Source organism: Paraburkholderia sp. RL17-381-BIF-C, from assembly GCF_046026435.1.
In the GTDB taxonomy this organism is placed as follows: Bacteria; Pseudomonadota; Gammaproteobacteria; order Burkholderiales; family Burkholderiaceae; genus Paraburkholderia.
This window is the reverse complement of sequence record NZ_JARESX010000105.1, coordinates 1-19965: the sequence shown is the minus strand read 5'-3', so window position 1 is coordinate 19965 and position 19965 is coordinate 1. Positions and strand designations below refer to the sequence as shown.

12 protein-coding genes and 3 pseudogenes are annotated in these 19965 nt (G+C 55.1%); 8 read left to right on the top strand and 7 right to left on the bottom strand.

Going from position 1 to position 19965, the window contains the following annotated elements:
• Nucleotides 1-66: 66 nt before the first annotated feature.
• From P0D70_RS33740 to P0D70_RS33720, 5 genes are all read right to left on the bottom strand, one after another.
• Nucleotides 67-618, bottom strand: a complete 552-nt coding sequence (locus P0D70_RS33740) for a hypothetical protein (protein ID WP_408187701.1) — start codon at nucleotides 616-618, stop codon at nucleotides 67-69.
• 10 nt (nucleotides 619-628) lie between these two features.
• Nucleotides 629-2032, bottom strand: a complete 1404-nt coding sequence (locus P0D70_RS33735) for a restriction endonuclease subunit S (protein ID WP_408187700.1) — start codon at nucleotides 2030-2032, stop codon at nucleotides 629-631.
• On the bottom strand, nucleotides 2029-3486 hold the full coding sequence (locus P0D70_RS33730) for a class I SAM-dependent DNA methyltransferase (RefSeq protein WP_408187699.1): 1458 nt from the start codon (nucleotides 3484-3486) through the stop codon (nucleotides 2029-2031). The genes P0D70_RS33735 and P0D70_RS33730 overlap by 4 nt, the downstream gene beginning before the upstream one ends.
• Nucleotides 3487-3561: 75 nt before the next feature.
• Nucleotides 3562-7026, bottom strand: coding sequence for a type I restriction-modification system endonuclease (gene hsdR, locus P0D70_RS33725; RefSeq protein ID WP_408187698.1), 3465 nt, complete (start codon nucleotides 7024-7026; stop codon nucleotides 3562-3564).
• Nucleotides 7027-7713: 687 nt separating this feature from the next.
• Nucleotides 7714-8664 carry a BrxR family helix-turn-helix transcriptional regulator gene (locus P0D70_RS33720; RefSeq protein WP_408187697.1) on the bottom strand — a complete coding sequence of 317 codons (951 nt, stop codon included), beginning with the start codon at nucleotides 8662-8664 and terminating at the stop codon, nucleotides 7714-7716.
• Between the two features lie 99 nt (nucleotides 8665-8763).
• Between P0D70_RS33720 and P0D70_RS33715 the strand changes: the two genes are divergently transcribed.
• The 7 genes and pseudogenes from P0D70_RS33715 (at nucleotide 8764) to P0D70_RS33685 (ending at nucleotide 15019) form a co-directional block, all read left to right on the top strand.
• Nucleotides 8764-9447 (top strand): hypothetical protein, encoded by a 684-nt coding sequence (locus P0D70_RS33715; RefSeq protein ID WP_408187696.1) that lies wholly within the window; start codon nucleotides 8764-8766, stop codon nucleotides 9445-9447.
• Nucleotides 9444-9830, top strand: a complete 387-nt coding sequence (locus tag P0D70_RS33710) for an E2/UBC family protein (protein ID WP_408187695.1) — start codon at nucleotides 9444-9446, stop codon at nucleotides 9828-9830. The genes P0D70_RS33715 and P0D70_RS33710 overlap by 4 nt, the downstream gene beginning before the upstream one ends.
• The gene (locus tag P0D70_RS33705) at nucleotides 9827-11149 is read left to right on the top strand and encodes a HesA/MoeB/ThiF family protein (RefSeq protein ID WP_408187694.1); all 1323 of its coding nucleotides are present in this window, start codon (nucleotides 9827-9829) and stop codon (nucleotides 11147-11149) included. Before P0D70_RS33710 ends, P0D70_RS33705 begins: the two co-directional genes overlap by 4 nt.
• Nucleotides 11146-12612, top strand: coding sequence for a protein kinase family protein (locus P0D70_RS33700; protein WP_408187693.1), 1467 nt, complete (start codon nucleotides 11146-11148; stop codon nucleotides 12610-12612). Before P0D70_RS33705 ends, P0D70_RS33700 begins: the two co-directional genes overlap by 4 nt.
• A gap of 59 nt (nucleotides 12613-12671) precedes the next feature.
• Nucleotides 12672-12818 (top strand): annotated as a pseudogene (locus P0D70_RS33695) (IS3 family transposase); the annotation flags it as partial.
• 120 nt (nucleotides 12819-12938) lie between these two features.
• Complete coding sequence (locus P0D70_RS33690) at nucleotides 12939-13469, top strand: ubiquitination-like system serine protease family protein (RefSeq protein WP_408187692.1); 531 nt, start codon at nucleotides 12939-12941, stop codon at nucleotides 13467-13469.
• 584 nt (nucleotides 13470-14053) lie between these two features.
• Nucleotides 14054-15019 (top strand): DUF6216 family protein, encoded by a 966-nt coding sequence (locus P0D70_RS33685; protein WP_408187691.1) that lies wholly within the window; start codon nucleotides 14054-14056, stop codon nucleotides 15017-15019.
• Nucleotides 15020-15056: 37 nt separating this feature from the next.
• On the opposite strand, the pseudogene P0D70_RS33680 reads toward P0D70_RS33685, so the two are convergent.
• Nucleotides 15057-16009, bottom strand: a pseudogene (locus P0D70_RS33680) (IS3 family transposase); the annotation flags it as partial.
• Between the two features lie 207 nt (nucleotides 16010-16216).
• A pseudogene (locus tag P0D70_RS33675) lies at nucleotides 16217-16588 on the bottom strand (transposase); the annotation flags it as partial.
• Between the two features lie 293 nt (nucleotides 16589-16881).
• On the opposite strand from P0D70_RS33675, the gene P0D70_RS33670 reads away from it, so the two are divergent.
• A partial coding sequence (locus P0D70_RS33670) for a UvrD-helicase domain-containing protein (RefSeq protein ID WP_408187690.1) occupies nucleotides 16882-19965 on the top strand: 3084 nt, incomplete at its 3' end.

The window sequence follows — 19965 nt, the reverse complement described above, 5'->3', positions numbered from 1 at the left end:
AGGCGATGCAGTTTGAATTCGGTCGGCGCTAAACTGACCATCAGAGCCACAGCCGCTGCTCACCGCTTAGATTGGGGGCCAATTGAGCGCCGCTTCGATCATTCGCCGATAGGGCGTATCGATTTGGCGTGGAGCTTTGCGCACATATTCTTCGGCAAGCTCGCGCGTTTCGCCGGTCAAACCCGCTAGGTAGCGAACGACTTCTTTTCCCTCAGGTGTGCGTTCCTCTCCGCAAAACTTAGACGAAAGCGCTGTCCACACCACGCCATCAATATCGCGTTCCTGCGCCCACTTTGGAAGGTCCAAAACCATTCCAGGAAGAGGCTCTTCGTGCAGCGGCCACGCGCCGATTTTTCGGCCCCGAGCTTTCGGAGAAATTCCTTCGCGATCGCCTAGGGCGTGACGCGCCGCGTTCAAATTGACAGACTCCATCACCGCCCATAGAGCTTGAACCGGTGGCGCGCCTCGATCCAATACGAGAGTGATTCGCCCGTTTTTAGACTGACGTGCGAACTCGACCTGCACAGATGGGCCATCGCCGAACCAATCAGACTGAAGGGGCAGGTTTCCGGAGTTCCAGATGAGCGAGCCCCAACCCAAGCATACGATTTTCGCCACGATACCCTCGCTACTCCGAGACCGAGCCTTCCACTTCGTCCTGCGCTGCTCGACTGGCTTTGCGCACGCACGAGCTCTTCGCAGCAACGCCTGTTGCTAACCGCCCCTTGGCCAAGCGCTTCAGCAGCTCCGACGCTGGCTCGTCGGTCGGGTCCTGCGGTACAAGTTCGCCTCGGAAGGCTTTGGCGAGCAATGCCGGCGTCAACCGTTCTACTGATTTTTCTGCGGTGACAAGACGCTTCTCGATTTCGTCTGCGAGAGAAAACAACTCACCTACCTTTCGAACAATCTTGTTTTGCTCATCAATCGACGGAACAGGAAATAAAAAGTCTCTGCATTGCGATAGCGAGATATTAACTTGCCCTGCTGAGCCCTTCGTTTCGTTAACAATGTCTCTGATATTTTCCCCATGGCACAGAAGGATATAGAGCCATCCAGTCGTGATTTTTTCGCTCGGTCGAAAGAGGGTGATTGCTTGGTTTATGTTCCATTCGTCGTACTCGTATGGAACTACCGCCACTTTGCCTAAAGGCGGTCCGACGATATTCATCAACACGTCACCTGGCAACGTCACAGACTTGGCTAGCGGTCCACGATTCACTTCCGCAGTCACAAATTGTGGGCGGTAATCAAAAGCCACTTGCTGGTCCACGATGTTGTAGACCTTCAGAAAGGGAATTCCGGACTCGCCAACGAAGCCGCTTTTCGGCGTGCCTCCGCTCTGTACCTTCGCACACACGTCGGCAGCTCGTGCCTTCGTCCAGGTATGTTTGCCGTCTCCACCACAACTCGTGCTAAGTTGCCCCGACACGGCTGCATGCAAAACAGACTTGCGAAAAAGTCTGAGTTTATCGGAAGCGCGGTCAAGCCGCCCTCGGCAAGCATCCACACGCGCGAGTATGGTGTCGAGCTTGTCGGCGATGCGCTTTTGCTCGGGAAGAGGGGCGAACGGAAATGGATAACGTTCCAACGAGCCAGAGTCGACGCTCGCTACGGTTGTGCCTGCCTTGGCGCATGTCGAGAGGATAGTCTGTCCCTGAGCCCGCAGGTTGTAGGCCAAATAGCGGGGTAAAAAGCGTCCTGGCGACGGTTTAACCGCCTTGATATCTTGATTGATCGTCACCTGTGTCTTTGCTATCGCGACTGGAAAGCTATGCGCCAAGATTCCGCTTCGCGTGACCATTAGTACGGTCTCCGGCGGAAGCAACGCCATTCCGGCCCCTGAAACGGCTTCGTCCGTGATAGTGTCCTCAGTCGCTTTAAGGTCGAAGACCTTCATGTCTTTAGGCGAAACCCAAGGAACCGCGCCTCCGGACCAAAACGATTCGACGGCTTTACTAGGCGTCTTACCTCCGGTCATCCCACCGAGGTCTGCAATAGTCCATGTCATCCAGCCATTTGGTAGACAGGTCATACGCGATTCTCCTCACCAAGCTCCGCTAACATTTGTTCCAGAGCAGCAACGGCGACATTCAGCTCGCCAATTGCCTCTTGTGCCAGCACAGCGGGTTCCGGTAGATCAGCGGCATCTTCTGCGTTCTCATCTTTGAGCCAAGCGATATCTAAGCCATCGTTTCGGTCTGCGATCCACTGACGGCTGAACGAGCGGAATCTGCCGGTCTCCCCCTGATCTGCTCGATTACTTGTGCCGTCTGCCGCTTCGCCATAAGCAGCTTCGAATTCAGTGAAGTAGTCGCGCGATAGCGACGTACGCTTGCCAAATTTCGGTGCATTTGCACGTAGGTCGTACACCCATACCTGCTTCGTACTGCCAGTAGCCGCTTGGCTAATCTTTCTAAAGAACAATACGTTTGTCTTCACGCCTTGCGCATAGAAGATGCCTGTCGGCAAGCGCAGGATTGTGTGCAGGTTGCACTTGTTCATCAGGTCGCGACGAATGTCAGCTCCAACGCCCGCTTCGAACAGGACGTTATCAGGCACCACGACGGCGGCGCGACCACCATCTTTCAGGTGCCGAACGATATGCTGCAAGAAAGCCAATTGTTTGTTACCCGTTGCGTAGGTCAAGTCGTCACGCGTGGGACCACCGCCGCCCTTCGCCGTGCCGAATGGCGGATTGCTGAGGATGATGTCAGCCTTGGGTAAAGAGGCACCGGCATTGCCAAGCGTATTGCCGATGTGCACTACGCCCTCATCGTCGCCTTCCATGCCATGCAGCATGCAGTTCATCAACGCCAGCCGTCTCGTGCTGGACACTAACTCCATACCGAGAAACGCCTTGTTGCGCTGGAACTTCTGCTGCTTGGCGTTGAGGTTGTACAGGTTATCGGTGTGCGATTTGATGTAAGCATCTGCTGCTATCAAGAAGCCCGCCGTACCGGCCGCCGGGTCCTGAATCGTCTCGCCATGTTGCGGCTTGATGATGTGAATGATGCTGTCGATGAGTGGGCGCGGGGTGAAGTACTGGCCAGCTCCCGACTTCGTCTCACTCGCGTTCTTTTGAAGCAGCCCCTCGTACAGATCGCCGAGTCCGTCCCGCTTCGCCGAGAACCAGTCGATACCATCGAGACTCTTCACAAGTTGCTCAAGATGGCGAGGCTCCTTCAGGCTGGTCTGCGCGTCAGCATAGATCGCCGCAATCAACGGATCAGTGCTTTGACTGAGGGAAAGCAATGTGGCCCGATAGTGGTTCAACAGGTTCAAGCCGCTCTTTTCGGTCAGATCGGTCCAGCGTGAGCCCTCAGGCAACTTATGCTTGCTGAGCACGCCGCTCTGGGCATTCTCATATTCCATCTTGATGAAAAGGAGCAGCACCAGCTCCGCAACGTAGTCTGAATAATTGATGCCATCGTCGCGCAGAACGTCGCATAGGTTCCACAGTTTCTGGACGATATCGTTATTGCTCATGGGGTCCGATTCAGAAAGGGTTGACAGGTCGTCGATAGGGCATTCGATGACGATCCGCGAAGAATTTGGGCTAAATTATGCCACCTGTGGCCACAACGCTTCCGCCAGGTCTTGCAGCACAGTATCCAGCTTGCCGCCGAGCATTTTGTCGAGCTGCTTCGCCCCGCCATCGTTCGCGAACGTGCTGTTCACGAATTGCTGATCGACAACGACTTCGTGCGCGAGTTGCTTGGCCAGCCGTCCCAGCCATGTGCGCTGCACGGGCGTCCAATTTGTAAGCTTGTAGATCCTTTCCATCGCTTGAGCTACGCGCTGATCGAACGATATTAGAGCCTCGCCCAGCGCGGCCCGTCGGATGAAGCCGACGATGCTGGCGGCAATCTCTTGATTCGTTTGCTGCCGCCATGCGCTCTTGATTCGCGCCTCGGTAAAGCCGTGCTGATCGAGCAACATGCGGACCTCTTTTAGTTCTGCACGCGTCAGGTCCTTCGGGCGATTCACGACAACCGATAAAGCAGCCGACTGATTGATTTGCTCGCGGATGAAGTGATTGAAACTATCGAGGTAATCTTCCGGGCGTCCGTATTCGCCATAGCTTTGCTCGCGCAGCACAAGCTCGTCCGCGTGCTCGGAGATGATCGGCATGTGCCCAGTGCCCACAAGTTGCTTCACCTCGGCAAGCTGCTCCAAAAGCTGCATATGCTTACGCACGAAGTCCGCTGCGCCAGCCGGCCCTAACGAATGCAAATGCTCGTGGAGCTTACTTGGTCGTACGCCCCAGACTTGCTCAAGCTGGGCGAGTCGCTCGTGCAAGGCAGGCCTCTTCTCCGCTGCATGCGTTGCTTTTCTAAGCACACGCATCAAGCCTTGGCTCAACGCATCGAGTACCTCGTGAGCGTGCGTGCGATCGGGCGCACTGCCCGGCGCGTCAATGCTAGCGGGGTCCATAAGCTCCCCGATCAACTGCTCCATCGTGACGTTCGGGTCCTTAACTAGCGGCTTCATAGTTGATACGTCCTGAAGCGCAGCGTAGATGTCTACCGGGTCATAAATCTTGAAAACGGTCTTGCCGATTTCATCACATCGGCGCGTTGCTCGGCCGATCATCTGCTCATAGAGGATTCGGGAACGCACTCGGCGCAGGAACACGAGGTGGGAGATTGTTGGCACGTCGATGCCCGTAGTCAGCAGATCAACCGTGATGGCAATGCTAGGATACTTCTCGTTTTTATATAGTCGAATGAGCTGGCTAACCTTATCTGACTGGCCGGTTATCTTCTCGACTGCTGCCTCGTTGTACGAGTCGCCATATTGCTCTTTGAAAGCCTCGCCAAGTAAGCGCTTCACCATCTCTGCATGCATATCGGTAGCGCAGAAGATGAGTGTTTTCTCGTCTCCGAACGGGTCCAACTCCTTCGCCAACTCGTCGCAGATGACCTTGTTGAACGGCTCACTAATGACACTCTTATTGAATGCATCAACGCCAAAGCTCAACTCATCCTCCAACTCCGACAACTCTATCTCACCCGTCGAGGTATTGATTGCTGTGACTGTCTCGCCCTTCGCGAAGCTAATACCGTTCTTTGAGAGAAGCGTCTCGTATCGAATTGGAGGTTCATGGTCGATCAGCCAGTCGTCCGCAACGGCCTCGCGATACGAATACGTGTAGACCGGCTTTCCGAATATCTCAGTGGTGTGCTTCGCGGGCGTCGCAGTTAGCGCAACCTTCACCGCGTCAAAATAGTCGAGCACGCGACGATAGCTGGACAGGTATTGATTTTGATCGCGCATCACAAGCTCGCCTTCTGTCATCTCCTGATCGAGCGTATAGCCGCGGTGTGCTTCATCAATGATGATGCAATCGAATTCGTCAACACCTGGTGGCGACTCAGACTGGAGGATGCGCCGAACCATCGCCTGAACCGTGGCAACTTGAACACGGGTTTCTGCCTCTGCTGCCATATCGCCGAGCTTCGCGACGTTATAAATTTTCGATAGCGGCTGATTTTGTTCAAGCAATGCTTCGTCAAAGGTGTCAGTCGCCTGCTGCCCCAACGCTGTGCGGTCGACGAGAAAGAGGATGCGCCGGAAGCGCTCTGCCTTCAATAGGCGGTACATCAGGCCAATGATAGTGCGCGTCTTGCCTGTACCGGTCGCCATCGCAACGAGCGTAGCGCGCTGCCCGTCAGATAGCGCTTCCTCGACGGCCTGAATGGCCTTGACTTGATAATCACGCAACCGAAGATAGTCGAAGCTTTCTAACGCAAGCTTCGCTTCGGCGTCTTCTTTGCTTCGCTTCAGCCGATCAATTAGACCGTCAGGCTGATGGAAACCTGCGAGAGGACTGGATAGATTCGAGGGGGCCCTAACGTCACGAAACCACGTGCCGCTCTGCTCAGCTAGTTGCTTGATGTAAGGGCGACTGTTGCACGAATACACGAACGGGACTTTGAAGGAGCCCTTTTGACCATCGGGCCACGGCCCCGTCTGCCCCGCCGCTTGCCACGGTGCGACTAGCTCTGGTGTGAGCTTCAAACCACGCGAGTATCGCTCCGCCTGCTGGATAGTATCCGCCACCCCCTTGCTTTTCTTCTTCGCCTCTACGATGGCAATGGGCATCATGCCTGCGAATAGCATGTAGTCGGCCGGACCTTCGTGGGTCGGCCATTCCGCGATGGCTTTGTTCTTTCCCGGCTCCGGGCGCACGCCCTTTCCGTACTTTAGCTCCACGGAATCCGCGTCCCACCCCGCTTCCATCAACTGCTTGTCGATGAGAATGCGTGTCAAGTCTTCGGAGAGGACAAGTTGCAGTGTAGCCTTCTGTGTGCTGATCCTCGCCTGAGTAACCTGCTTCGCATCGAGTTGGTCCTGGAGTGCCTTCAATTGGGTGTCGAAAGCTTGTTGCGCTTTTTTCAGCGCCGCTTCCTGCTCGAACGCAAGTTCCTTGTACGTTTTCGCCTCAACGTCCATCTGCAACGCGAGCGTCTCGTACGTCTCCTTCTCTTGCGCCACGAGGTCAGCGAGATGCTGGCTGCTTTCGAGGGATTGCGACGCGCTCTTCAGTTGCGCCTTGAGCTTGTCAATCTCGATCTGAAGGTCGCGCAGGTGCGTGCTGGGGTCTTCAGGTGGTACGAATGCGCCCGGTTTGAAAGCTGTTCCCTGCTTCCCAAATGACGTTTCGAACCAAATTGCGAGCGCGCGGGCGACCTTCAGGCCGTCCATCGCCTCCTTATGCTGGGTCTTGAACTCGTGTGTAGCCTTGTTGCCCTCGACGCGGAGCGTGTGGAATAACCCACGGATTGCTTTGTCGAGACCCGCCTCGCGATCAAGCTGAAAAATGAGGTCCGACTGCTTCGTTGTCTGGTCGAACTCGACGCCAAAGCGCGCAGCTAGGTCTTGGGCCATCGCCTCGCCGAACTGGCGGAGCTTGATGAGGGTCGTATTCGGGTCGCTGGCGAAGGTCTGCTCAGCGGCAGCGCCGAGCTGCGCGAGGAGGGGCGAATGCTCGGCTAGAAAGCTGAAATTCCCGGTCTGGCTCACGGTCTGTTCGTCTGTAGTAATTGTCTTACGGACTTTACGCGAAACCTGCGCACCTGAGAATGGGCGCCTAGTGCACTCAGTGCTCGCAAATGTCTAAGTAGACCAAATAGCAATGACTGTAACTATTGGCTTTTTTTGCCGAAAAATCTATGGGCCACCATGGAGACCACCCCGCGCGCCCCTGTAGTTGGCTAGCCCCCTCGGAGGGGTGTTCGGCGAAAGAGAATTACTGAGGGAATTCTCGGCCAATCACCAGCTCCAGCAACCAGCGCGCCGTTCGAAGTCGACCGTGCGGCGGAGTTGGGGGTCTCTTCAGGCTTCAGATATGGTGAACCATTCCCAGTTATGGGTTTCATGGGGCAGTTTGATAGTCCTCCTCCCAAAGAGATGCTTCAAGACGTCCAGCATGAGACTGGAAGGATATTTTTGCGCTCGGCGCAACGATATGCTTCCAGTCACAAAAAGCAAGTTTATGCCTCAACAACAAAGCCGACTTAAAGTCGGCTTTGTTGCTTCTGGTACGCCCAGCATGGGTACGCTCCTGAGGGCGCAAGTCGCTCGACGGTTTCAAGCGTGAAGCGCAACTGTATGTTTACGTGAGCAAAGCACGCCATCGTGATGGTTGGCGAGGTCCGCGGGCAGCCGTCTCATGACGCTGACCATATGTAGGCCTCCGCACTCAGACGTCTACCAACTGCTTATGCTACCTATAGCATGGAGGTATTCGTCTCGATTGGAAATTACAACGGGTGTTCGTTTCGGATCCTGTGCGAAGTCCAGCGGTGTTCGACACTCAAATTCTGTACCGAAACGTTTGTCAAAGTAATAGAGAAGAGCTAGGCGTATCTGAAGTGTGACCTCCCCATCGTGCATATCGTAGTCGAGTGCGATGGCCTTGCGTTCCCACGGGTTAAGCCGGGGATTGGGGATCAGCTTCACCTCAAAGTAGCTAAGCCATTCGGTGTCTTCCGATTGGCTCGCTTCGGCAGCTTGCTCATCGCGGGTTCCACGGCATCGAGACAACAGAAAGTCCTTGAATATGCCTGAACGATGACAGAACGCGCGGACGTGCCATCTCAACCCATCCGAAGCAAAGGCATGAGGAGTTATCCGTCGCCAGACGGGTTCTGGCGTCGCGTTATTAAAAGATTGATAGCAAATTTCAATTGATTTATTGCTGCGAATGGTTCGTAAGATGGCGCGAAGTATTTCCGGATCAACCGCCCGCGTGGGAATCGGAAGTGAATCAGCTGCGGTGCCGATATCGAGCCACGTGTCTTCTTTCCGAATCACTCCACTCGATAGCGCGTGCACTTGCCCCAGATACTTCTCGGCATCTGGTTTGATGAGTCGGCAGCGGAACTCTTCCGTCGGTACATAGCGCTTGCTACTTAGGTCGTAGCGGATATTTTGGGGTGCAATCAATTGATAGCGCGTAAGGTCATTGGAAGCTTGTTGACCTGACACGCCGAACTGATCAGTGATGCGTGATCGATTGATCTCGCCTTCCCAGTACAGAACAAAGTCAATAAATTCAAGACGTTGCTCAACGCCCCAGCGATTCTTGGCAGTGCTTTCAGACATATCGGACCACATGCGTAAAGTTTCTTTGATGGTTCTTGTTTGTTGATGTATCATGTTAATTGTACCTCTCGCCGGCAGGTTCCTTGGGCTTAACCGCGGCGCGCTGACGGAAACATTCACAAGCTACCAAACTTGAAGACTGACAGGTGGAATATGGACAACGAACACTTTGTGAAATTCGCATTCCTTATCAATGGCAAAGAGGCGCATACAGCTGTCCGTACGCTCGAGTCTTTGCAGTTGCTTTCCGACGGGGGCTATGAGCCGGCGGACGATTACGTGCTGATCCAGCGGACTGCCCACGGCTCGCGGGTCGTCAGCACGGACGACGAGATTGATCTCGAGGCTCAGAAGGCGGAGTTTTATGCCTTCCCGACTGGCGCGACCTACGAAGTGACGGTGAACACCCACTCTGTGTGGTGGGGGGAACCCTCAATTGATATCAGCGAGATTCGCCGGCTGGCGAATGTGTCGGAAGATGAAGATCTTCTTTGGAATCGCAACGAAGAGGGCAACGAGAAGCTGCCGCTGAAGGGGGCGTTCCGCCTCGATGGTGCGGGCGTTGAACATCTGCGCACGCACAAGCGCGAGGCGCCGCCGGCTGTCTACGTGTATTTCGTAGACGGTGTCGAGTACACGACCGAACACGCAAGCCTGACTGGCGCGCAAATCGCCGCGCGCGTGCCGGATTGGAATCCCGCGAATTCGCTCGTGCTCGAAAGCGAAGACTCCTCGGAGGACGAGGTGATCCATCCGACGACGGTGGTCGAATTCAAGGGGCGCACTACGCCGGCGCATTTCGCAATCGTTCCCCCCGCTACTTTTGGCCGCGTATGAAATCGCTCGACGAGCAGTTCGCTGACGTACTCCGAGCATATCCGGGCGCATCACTAACGGCGATGGGAAATGGGGTGTATCAGGTGCTCATCCCCGTGATGCCACTGCCAGCTGGCTGGAACCAAACCATGACGGAGGTCCGGTTCGTCGTGCCGAACGGCTACCCGTTCGCCGCCCCGGACTGTTTCTGGGCGGACCCATCGTTGCGCTTGGCGAACAGCGCCATGCCGCAAAACGCGCAGATCGGACAGCCGAACCCCGGCCAGCCGGATCCTGGCAAGCTGTGGTTCTCATGGCACCTCCAGACTCCGTGGAATCCGTCGAACTGCATCCTGACGACGTACGTGAATGTAATTCGTCGACGGTTTGAGGCGGTCCAATGAGCGAAATCGTCATCGGTGGTTCGACGCTCGCTGGTCTTGTCGACGCGCTCGCTTCCGATGTTGAGCGGGGTGCGGCGCTGTATCTGAATTACGATCCTATCAGCGACCGCTATCTCGTCGACGAGGTCGTGGTGGCTGGTTCCGACGATTGTGTCACTGCGAGCGTCACTGAAATCACGTTCGCTCCGCAGTTTTTGACGAGGGTGACCCGATGTGCGCGCCAGACGAAGCGTTGCTTCGCGCTGCTGCATACGCATCCGAGTGGATTTCTTGGCTTTTCGCCGACGGACGACGCGACGGAAGCGACGCTCGTCGACTTCTTGAATGGCAGAAGCGACGGGCGTCCGTGCTTTTCATTGGTTCTGTGCGATGGCCACTTGAACGCCCGGCGCTTCGGGGAAGGCGAGCGAGTCACGGTTCGTGAGGTTGGATCGAAGGTCGTTTTTCACGGCGCTGCCGTAGCAGGACAGGGTGAGCAGCGTTACGACAGGCAAGTGCGTGCATTCGGCGAAGACGGACAAGCAATCTTGCGCCGGCTCAATGTCGCGATTGTTGGTTTGGGCGGTACTGGTTCGGTTACCGCTCAGCAGTTGGCATATCTCGGGATTCGGCAGTTTGTGCTCGTTGACGGCGACACCGTAGAAGACACCAATCTGAATCGAGTTGTCGGGGCTGGCGCGGCGTCTGTCGGCCGGCAAAAAATTGAGGTCGCGGCGGAGATGATCCACCGCATTGCCGATGATGTGATCGTGCGCTCCCACGTTGGCTCCGTGATGGCTGCCGAAGCTGCAAAATTGCTGCGCACGGTTGACTGCATTTTCATTTGCACCGATTCGCACTCGAGTCGCACGTTCCTTTCTGCATTTGCGTACCAATACCTGATTCCGTCATTCGACATTGGTGTTTCCATCAATGCGCACGAAGGCGAAGTGCAGGCGGTGACGGGGCGCACGCAGATGCTTGCACCAGGCCTCCCTTGTTTGTGGTGTAGCAATGCATTGAATGCCGCACGGATTCGCGAGGAGATTATGACGCCCGAGGAGCGCGCTGCGGATCCTTACTTCAATGAAGGTGGAGCGAGGCAGCCTGCTGTGATTTCCATTAACAGCACGATGGTGTCGCTGGCCGTCACAATGTTTCTCGGCGCCTTCACCGCAATACCCGCCCGGGCGCGGTGGCAGTCCTACGATGCGCTCACTGGAAGAGTTGGCCTTCTTTCGAGCAGGATAGCGCCGGACTGCGCTACGTGCGGTCCCGAAGGGGTGATCGGCGATGGTCCAACCAAAGGCTTGCCCTTTCTGCCGGTGGAGGGGGTATGAAGCTTATAAATACAATACTCTGGTTTGGTGCGCCGCCGTTGGCCGGGGAGGTGGACCGCCTCGAGCTGAGAGGGTTCAGGATACTGTTGGATCTTCCCGCGACCGAGGTCCATGATGCGTTGCTGTCCACGACTCTCATTGCGGTTCTGGGCTACAAAGACGGGGACAGTGCAGCAGCAGAAGCTGGCTTCTCGCATCTTGCCGCGTTTGTTGACCACAATATCCGGGTCATCATACTTGGCACCACCGCTCAGCAAGCCTTTGACATCCGTAAGACCCGACTGCACGCGCTCGACGAAACGTACAAATGGGATAACGTCGTATTCATTCGGCCTCATCTGAAGGAGGTCAATTTCGACCTATTCGTTGACTCCCAGCCGGGACGCAGGTGGCACGATATCAAGATTGAACAGATCGGCCTCTTCGAGAAGCTTGGCGACGAAGAGCTGAGGCTTGTCGCCCGTGCGTTTCAGCGCGCAGACGAACTGCACCTCAGGGAGATTTCTGGCGGTCGTTCCGGTTCCAAGGTTTTCATGGCGTACGAGAAGCGTCGCGAACAGCACGCCTCGATTGGGCACTGGACGCAGCCACGACTTGTGAAGATTGGCGATCGCAGCAAGTTGAGCGAGGAGGTCGGTGCGATGAACGCCGTCTCGCCGTATGTACCCTTCGAACTCCGTCCCAATCTCGAGGTGTTCGTCGCGGGACTCAAAAAGTCTGTGTATGTAGCAGACTTCGTCGACAAGTCCGAGTCGCTTCTCAAAGCCGCACGAGAGGGGCGTGGTGAAGCAGCGATTTCGAATTTGTTCAACCGCACCTTGCGGCGATGGCGAGACCGAGCCAAGGAACTACCAAAGCACTTCGGCTCACCCGCTGACGATGCGGTGCGGCTCGGGGTTGCATCGCCCGACTGGATCCGTGATGAGTATCTGAATTCAGAGCGAATTCGACGCCAGAATCTTGATGTTCGCAAACTCTGGGCTTCGCTATGCGAATACAAATTTGGCTATCGCGCGGCGACGATTCACGGAGACCTCCACGGAGACAACGTTCGAGTACGCGGCGACGACGCCATTCTGATCGATCTCGGTGCAGTAAGAGGGACAACAGATAATGGCAACCGTGCGCCGCTCTGCGTTGACGTGGCGACACTTGAGGTCTCGCTTGTCTTTGACGAGCAAAGCAACGGGAATTCCAGTAGTGATCCGTTCGAGCAACCGGAGTGGGAACGGCAGATCACCCCTTTCTACGACCTCGATGCGATTCTGACTGCACCCGGTATCGATGCTGCACCGACACCCGACTCGTGGTTGTTCGGGTGCTTGCAGCGTATTCGTTCGTTTGGCACTTACGAGCAGAGCGATGATCTCGAATATCCCATCGCGCTCGTCATTGCTCTGTGGAGATATTGCAAGTTTGAGCCAAAAACTGAGCTTGCCCCGGAAAAACGAATCCCTTGCTGAGCAGGTAAACTCAAGCAAGGAGAAGAACGATGACAAGCAAGGCAAAGCGAGCGCAGTACTTCGCCACGCGGCGTGCCGCAATGGATGAAGTGATTGATTGGCTCGGCTTTTACAATGCGCGGCGCCTACACTCGACGCTCAACTACGTCAGCCCCATGACGTTCGAGAAAAACTGGGCCGCAGTTCAGCGAGGCGAAGCGGCCTGATTTCCGTGGCTATGGGATTCGTCAAACAGGGGCAAGGTCAAACTGTCGCTGATAAGGGGAGGCGCGTAGTTGCGCTTGAGCTTGGTGCCAAGCTTATCATGCAGATCAAGGAGAGGGCTGGTGAAGGCGACTAGAATTCGTGATAAAGGGAAGGTTGCACGCCGACACGAAGCAGACAGCCTACTTAAGTGCCCGGGCGACTTTGTCCTCGTCGAACGTGGAGTGCTGCGCTCATTTGTGATGGTGTGTCCAGATGGATGTGGGGAGAAGCTGGCCATCAACCTTGATCCGCGCACCGACAAGGCATGGCGTTACTACAAGAAGCGGAATCAAATTTCGATTTTCCCGTCAGTTTGGCGTGATACAGGATGCCAGAGCCACTTCATAATTTGGAATCACAGTATCGTCTGGTGCGAGAGCGCAGAAGGAGATCGAGATGTGGTGGTTGAGGAGGAAGCCGAATTGCGTCGGCTTGTGCTTGAGATATGTACCGATGAGTGGCAGGCTTTCACGTTACTCGCGGAACGGCTCGACGAAGTGCCTTGGGATGTCAATCGGGCATGTGTGTATCTGGCGCGTAACGCTGGTGTTTTGAGGGAAGGAAAGGGAGACCTGAGGGGGCATTTCAAGCTCTTGTCCGACCACGGCTGAACGGTGCTGGTGCAGCCGAATCCGTGAGCACTCTTGGTCGGCGCTCCCGCGCAAACTTGACATCTTTAACGCGTTCTACGGGAGCGCGCGGAACCGACGGAAGGCGCAATCAGTCTGCGCCGATCAGCGTCGGACGGTATCCGATCCACTTTGACCAGCCGACGGAGCAGGACGTATCCGGCCGCTTCCGAGGTACTACGGACTACGGTGTCGGCCGGCCCGACGCATCCCCCGCTCGGGAAACTGAGGTGCAGGCTTGCCATTAAAACTGCAGAGGCAACAGGTACGCAGATACCACAGATACACATCACCCAGCATCATCTGGGGCATCTAACCGATCGCAGCTTGGGCTGATCGCTTTTCGCGGTCAACAGGCAGCAGTCAGTTTTCGATTTCAATCGTTTGAGTGCTGATTTTTGCCAGAAACTGTCCCCAGCATTAAACCTCAAATTGTCCTCTCATATGTCGCGGGGACGCATAGTACGTACCGCGGATATCATCCGTCGGCTAACGGTTAGCGACATGGATCGGTGTCGTTCGGGTCTGTGGAAGAAACTATCTTGTATGCGAAGGAGATCAGTAACATGGGATCGCTGTCAGAATTTATACAAAGCCCTATCTTTTCACGGCTGCCTTATGCCTCGGTCGCCATCATTATATTGGGGGGGATTTTTTGGTGGCGAGCGGGCTCCATCCAGAGCATTCTCGAGCGAATCTGGTATTTAATGGCTGGAAAAACTGATGCACATGATCCAGCGTTGAAACTTTTCCTTCAAAAAAATCGTGACTTGGAAAAATTCAGATTCCTCTACCGATTGAAGATCGAGACTTTTGCCGATATGCAGAATCTTATCGCTTGGGCCGATGCACATAACATAGGAATGCTTCATCTTCAAAAAATTCGATCTTGGATTGATGCAACAACCAAAGAAATCGTTCGGGAACCATCCAAGTACCATTGCAAAAGCAGAGTCACTTTTGCTGTAGTCGCGTCGATAGTATTTTTCTCTGCTGCCAACCTCGGTTCATCGCCTACAGCTTACTTTAAAATGAAGGCGTCTGGGACCTGGTTCGCGACTGACGCTACAACGGTCAGGGCGCTCTGGAAAGATTGGTGGTTTGGTGAGGATTGGTCGTTTAATGTGTCCGACTGTGCAGATGAACAAAAAATTACTCGCGAGACAAGGTTCAATGAATCGGAGACCAATTCAATCTGCAAGTCCATGAAAGACGGCGGCGAACTACGGTCGCTAACAAAAGAAACTATCAAACTCCAACGATGGTTTGGCGGAGTTGCTGCGCTAGTGTCTTTGGTAATCGCCATCCGGAATTTTTTGAGCGCGCTTGCCGCAAAGGACGCAGAGAATCTTCGAAAAAAGCTATACGGTCAGAAGGCGGAGATTCCGGGGCACGGAGCAGAGGTGATTAAGCCCAAACCCAGGCGCCCACGACGCAAGAAGATTTCAGATGTTCCAACCGAAGATAGCACGCAGCAAGCTACAGGACAAAAAGAAGAAGAGCCCAAGGTCTTAGTCGGCAGTCGTGCTTGAGATGTGTGGATTTGCCCCCGTACTCCCGGACACCGTCTCACACCAAGGTTGATGAATCTGTTTTACGTCGGAACTCACGCGGCGAGCGGTATCTCAGCGCGCTATGTAGGTGTTTGTCGTAGTAGTGTTCGAATGCGACGGCCAGATTGCGCACTGCGGTCGCCGCGTCTGGCTTCGGCATGAACGCAACGTAATCGCGCTTCATGGTCTTGACGAAGCTTTCTGCCATGCCGTTGCTTTGCGGGCTACATACGGGCGTGGTCAGCGGCTTGAGACCAATATCTGAAGCGAACGCGCGGGTCTTTTCGGCAATGTAACCCGAGCCGTTGTCGCTCAGCCATCGATTTGCGTAGGCGCTTTGCGAACGTTCCCGAAGCGATGTTCGACAGCTGCCAGCATGACGTCGCGCACCACGTCGCCGCTATGACCGCCTGTCGTCGCTGCCCAGCTCATCGCTTCGCGGTCGCAGGCGGTCACAGCGATCAAGCGCGAACGTCACGCGCAGCGGCTCACCGTTGTCGCAACGAAATTCGAAGCCGTCAGAGCACCATCGCTGATTGCTTCTGGGCACCGCCACCGTGCCGTCATCACGACGCTCGATGCGCGGCCTCGCTGGCCTCCTGTGAAGCAGCAAATCGTGCTGGCGCATCACGCGATACACACGTTTCGCGTTCACTGGAACCTCACATCGCAATTCCCGCTCGCTTCGCAACAGGCCCCAGACGCGTCGATAGCCGTAGCTCGGCAAGTCAGCAACGAGCAAACGGATTTCGTCGACAATGCCAGCATCATCCGTTTTGCGTGCACGACGGCCATCCTGCCAGTCAGCAGTCCGGGCGAGCTTTACCGACACATTTGAGCGCGCCACACCGAGAACGTCGCAGACCAGCGTCACTGGCCGTCCCCCGGCAATGAGAGTGAGCGCGCAATCCATTTTCGCGACTTCATCACCTCCACGGCTTCCCGGAGAATCTCATTCTCCATGGTTTTATATGGACGCCTCCAGCTTGCCAAGGACTTATTGCGTTGTCGAACAGATAAAGGCTGCGGTTTTATATTCGGCCCGTGCAGGTCGATGCCCGCTGGCCCTAATGGAATCCGCTGACTCAATCCTCATTTTTGCCACGGACCATGACGTCCGGAAGACGATGCAGGTTTGATGAGTCCCGATCTTACCTGTTTGCCATTGCAACGTTACCGGTCTCCTCTCTTGCTGATGCCAAGCAGGCGGCCCTTGCCGCCGGTTCCGAACTGCGCGGGAACAAGGCCCAGCCATGCCGCAAATTCCCTCCCAGACCGGAAGGCTTTCGGGTCGCCCATAGAAGCGACGGCGGCAGTGGCAGTGAGAAACCCCACGCCCGGGATTTCTGCGATTGTCCTGCAGGCCGGGTTCTCACGTAACCATGTACGGAGTCGTTGCTCGATGGCAGCAATCTGCTTGTCGATATCGACTAGTCGTTGCCATTGCTCTCGAAGAGAATCTATTAATACCCGAGGCAGGCGTGAATCGAGGCGCGACAGGACGTCTGGCATGGCCCGGTTCATTGCTGCTCGCCCGACGCCCATTATTCGACTCCGTAAGGTCCCAGAGCATCGGCGAATCACGCCACACGGCTACGCATAATGGATTTTTTGCGGCTCGTGCGCCGGCGAAAAGAAGAACTAAACGCGAGCGATGAAACCCCAATTTCGCCGCTACGAAACTCTGAGGCGGCATGGACGGGCGGCAATGTGAATAAAAGTATAAATGGTTGCTTACTTGGGACGTTGGGGCAATTTACAAGTCGCTCGGCTGCTGGCAGACTGGATAAATCGCAAAAGACGGCTTTTGAGGTGACCGTCCAGCGCTGTCGAAAGCGAAAGTGTCGATCTATGTCCGGGGGCGGCAAACCGAAGCCGCAAAAAACAAAACCATCGAAGAGACCATGAAGGCCATGCCGCAATATCTGGCGTATAAAGATTTTTTGCCCTCGTTGAAAAAGCTATATCAGAAGGGAGGAGCCTTTCAGAAAGCCGGCAAAACCGTCGAGGCGATATGGGGCAGAGCAAACGCCGCGGGTGCGTACACCCACCCTGAGGTGTTCGCAGGCACGCCAACGACCAACCACGGAGAAAACCGGATTGCGCACTGCGTCAAATATGACCTGACAGGGTTCGCGAGGCTAGTCACGGCGTATAGCAATGATATTTGCATTTTCCTTTTCGCTGGGGATCATGCAGCAGTGGACGGTTGGTTGGACGGTAACAAGGGGCTCGATTTTGTTGCACGCGAGAACGGTGGCGCACTTCGCGTAGATCCCGTTTTCGTGTCCGACACTGCAGTTGGCCGGCATGGTCTGATTGCCTCGCCCACCGATTGGATGAGCAATGGCCCCGTGCTTGAACAGCTCAGTGCTCGCTATAAGGATAAATTACTCAGCTCACTAGATACCAGTTCGAAAGCGCGAGTATGTGCGATCGAGTCGCACACCGATGAGTTAGAGGTATTGGACTCAGTGGAACAAATTGACGATCCGGAACTGCGTGACGCACTGTTGGACGTTTTACTCGCACTTCGTTCAAGCGACCTGACCAAGGCAAAGAATCGGATCGACTTGCTTGAAAAGACGGTTAAACCGGTCACGGTGCTCACAGCTTCGGAAAGCGCGTCGATCGTGTCGGGTGAGACCACGGTTCGGGTTCAGGATGTGGATCCGGTCCTTTTTGAGCATTTCGTCCGGACCGCCGACTTCAAAGAGTGGATGCTGTATCTGCATCCCGCACAACGTGAGATCGTCAGTCGGGACTTCAATGGTCCTGCGCGTCTTGCGGGAGTGTCTGGTTCAGGGAAAACATGTGTAGTCATACATCGGGCGTTGAGACTTGCGCGCCAAGCACCAGATCGTCGCGTCCTGATTTTGACGCTCAACGATGCATTGGCACGGCTTATCTCCGAACTCATCTTGGCAGAGGGCGGGAGCACAAAACCATCGAATATCGTAGTGCGATCGATTTTCGAGCTATGCCGGGAAAAACTATTGCAGTTTAATCCCCGAAAAAATGAGTATTACAGCAAGAAGACCGTCGCCAGGAATGGATTCGCGATATCAGAGCATATCGATGATATTTGGGAGGAGTACTTTCATTGTCAGAATAACAATATGGATGCGGAGGTGTTGCAGGATGTCGCTCGCACGCTGCTTGTCCGGCAAGTTTTCCCCCAAGATTATCTGAGGCAAGAGTTGGACTATGTTCGCAGTGCTTTCTCGCCGACAGAGCGGCAGGCCTATCTCGAAATGGATCGTATCGGTCGCGTCATCGCGCTCGAGCGACGCTATAGGGAGTCTATCCTCAAAGGACTCGTTGGTTGGGAAAAGAAGATGGATGCCGTGGGGGCAATCGATGATGTTGGTATCGTGACGGCCCTTTACGAACATCTGGATGCACTCGTTGCCGAGTACGATCATGTGTTAGTTGACGAAGTCCAGGATCTTGGTACTTTAGAGTTGAAGATAATCAGAAGGCTGACCAAGGCCGGGCACAACGATTTGTTTCTCAGCGGCGATGCGGCTCAGACCGTGCATACGAAGTATTCCGATTTTAAAACGGCAGAGATCGACCTGCCCTCAGCCCGATGGATTCGACTGAACCAAAATTATCGCAATAGCCGTCAGATTCTCGCTGCGGCCTACACTGTCCTCACTCGCTCATTTGATACGATTCCTGCGGGAACTATTGATCTCGAAATTACTCCCCCCGAATTTGCTAACTTCACGTCGTCAAATCCGCTCTTGTTGAGCGCTTCCTCAGTTCACGAGGAGCTCGCCATGGCGATGTCGTATGTAACGGATCGACTGGGCGAAACTGATATCAAAAAAGCATGCATCGCCATCTGTGGCTACTCGCAAGCAGCGATCGAAGAGTTGGCCAGAGGTCTTACACTACCAGTGTTGTGTGGCTCGACCGATTTGTCGGCAGGCGCGCTCTTTCTTTCCGATCTCGATCAGACAAAAGGTTTCGAATTCGACGTCATGATCGTCCTGAATTGCACTGATCGCGTGATACCACACCCAGAGCTTCCGGCGAACGAATCCTTCAGAGAGCTATCGCGCCTCTACGTGGCCCTCACCCGTGCGAAAACCGAACTGATCGTCAGTTATTCCGGACATATGTCCCGCTTTGTGAGTGTTGCGAAAGACGATTGTTTCAATGCGGGTTCTTGGGTGGAGCATGTTCATCAGCCAAAGAGCTTGAGCGACGTCCATTGGCCCGCGCCAAGTCTCAAGCGGCTGGGCGACATTAGCGATTACGCGGTCACTGGAAAGGAGTTCTTGCGTATGCGTGATGCCGTCGGCTTTTCATCGCAGGTGCAAGATGAAATCTTGAGCCACGTTACCGGAAATCTTAAAACGCAAGGGGTCTCGGGGAGCGGTCGCAAACAAACGGAGTGGAAGGATTTTGCGTCGTTCTACAGTGAAATGAGCAATCCAAGGACTCGAAACGGCGTCCTTAGTGACGAGACGTGGCAGGAAATAAAGAATCGCATTGCGTCACTGATGGCGATTGATAGCCCAACGCAACAGCGACTAGCGCCTGTTTCTACAATCACAGGAACTGAGATACTCCTCCCGGAAGGCTATATCGGAAATCCGTCGCAGATAGAGATTCAGTTGCACCGGAGCGAAGATATCCTGCAATTGTCAACTGCGGCGCTAGATGCCCACGTACTCGCCGCACTTCTTGTAGCCCAGCAGGTTGATGGCGTGGACAAGTTGGAAGTAGGGAAACCGATGCAACGCGAAGTGCTCGATTTCCTGGTCCCGCGCCGGATTCTGAACGAATGGCTCAGCGTGGGGGGGTTTTTGGGGGGGGGCGCCCCCCCCCCCCCCAAACCCCCAACACCCCCACGCGCGCCCGCCCGCGCCCCGCGAGCGGAGAGAAAAAAAAAGAGGGTGGGGGGGGGGGGG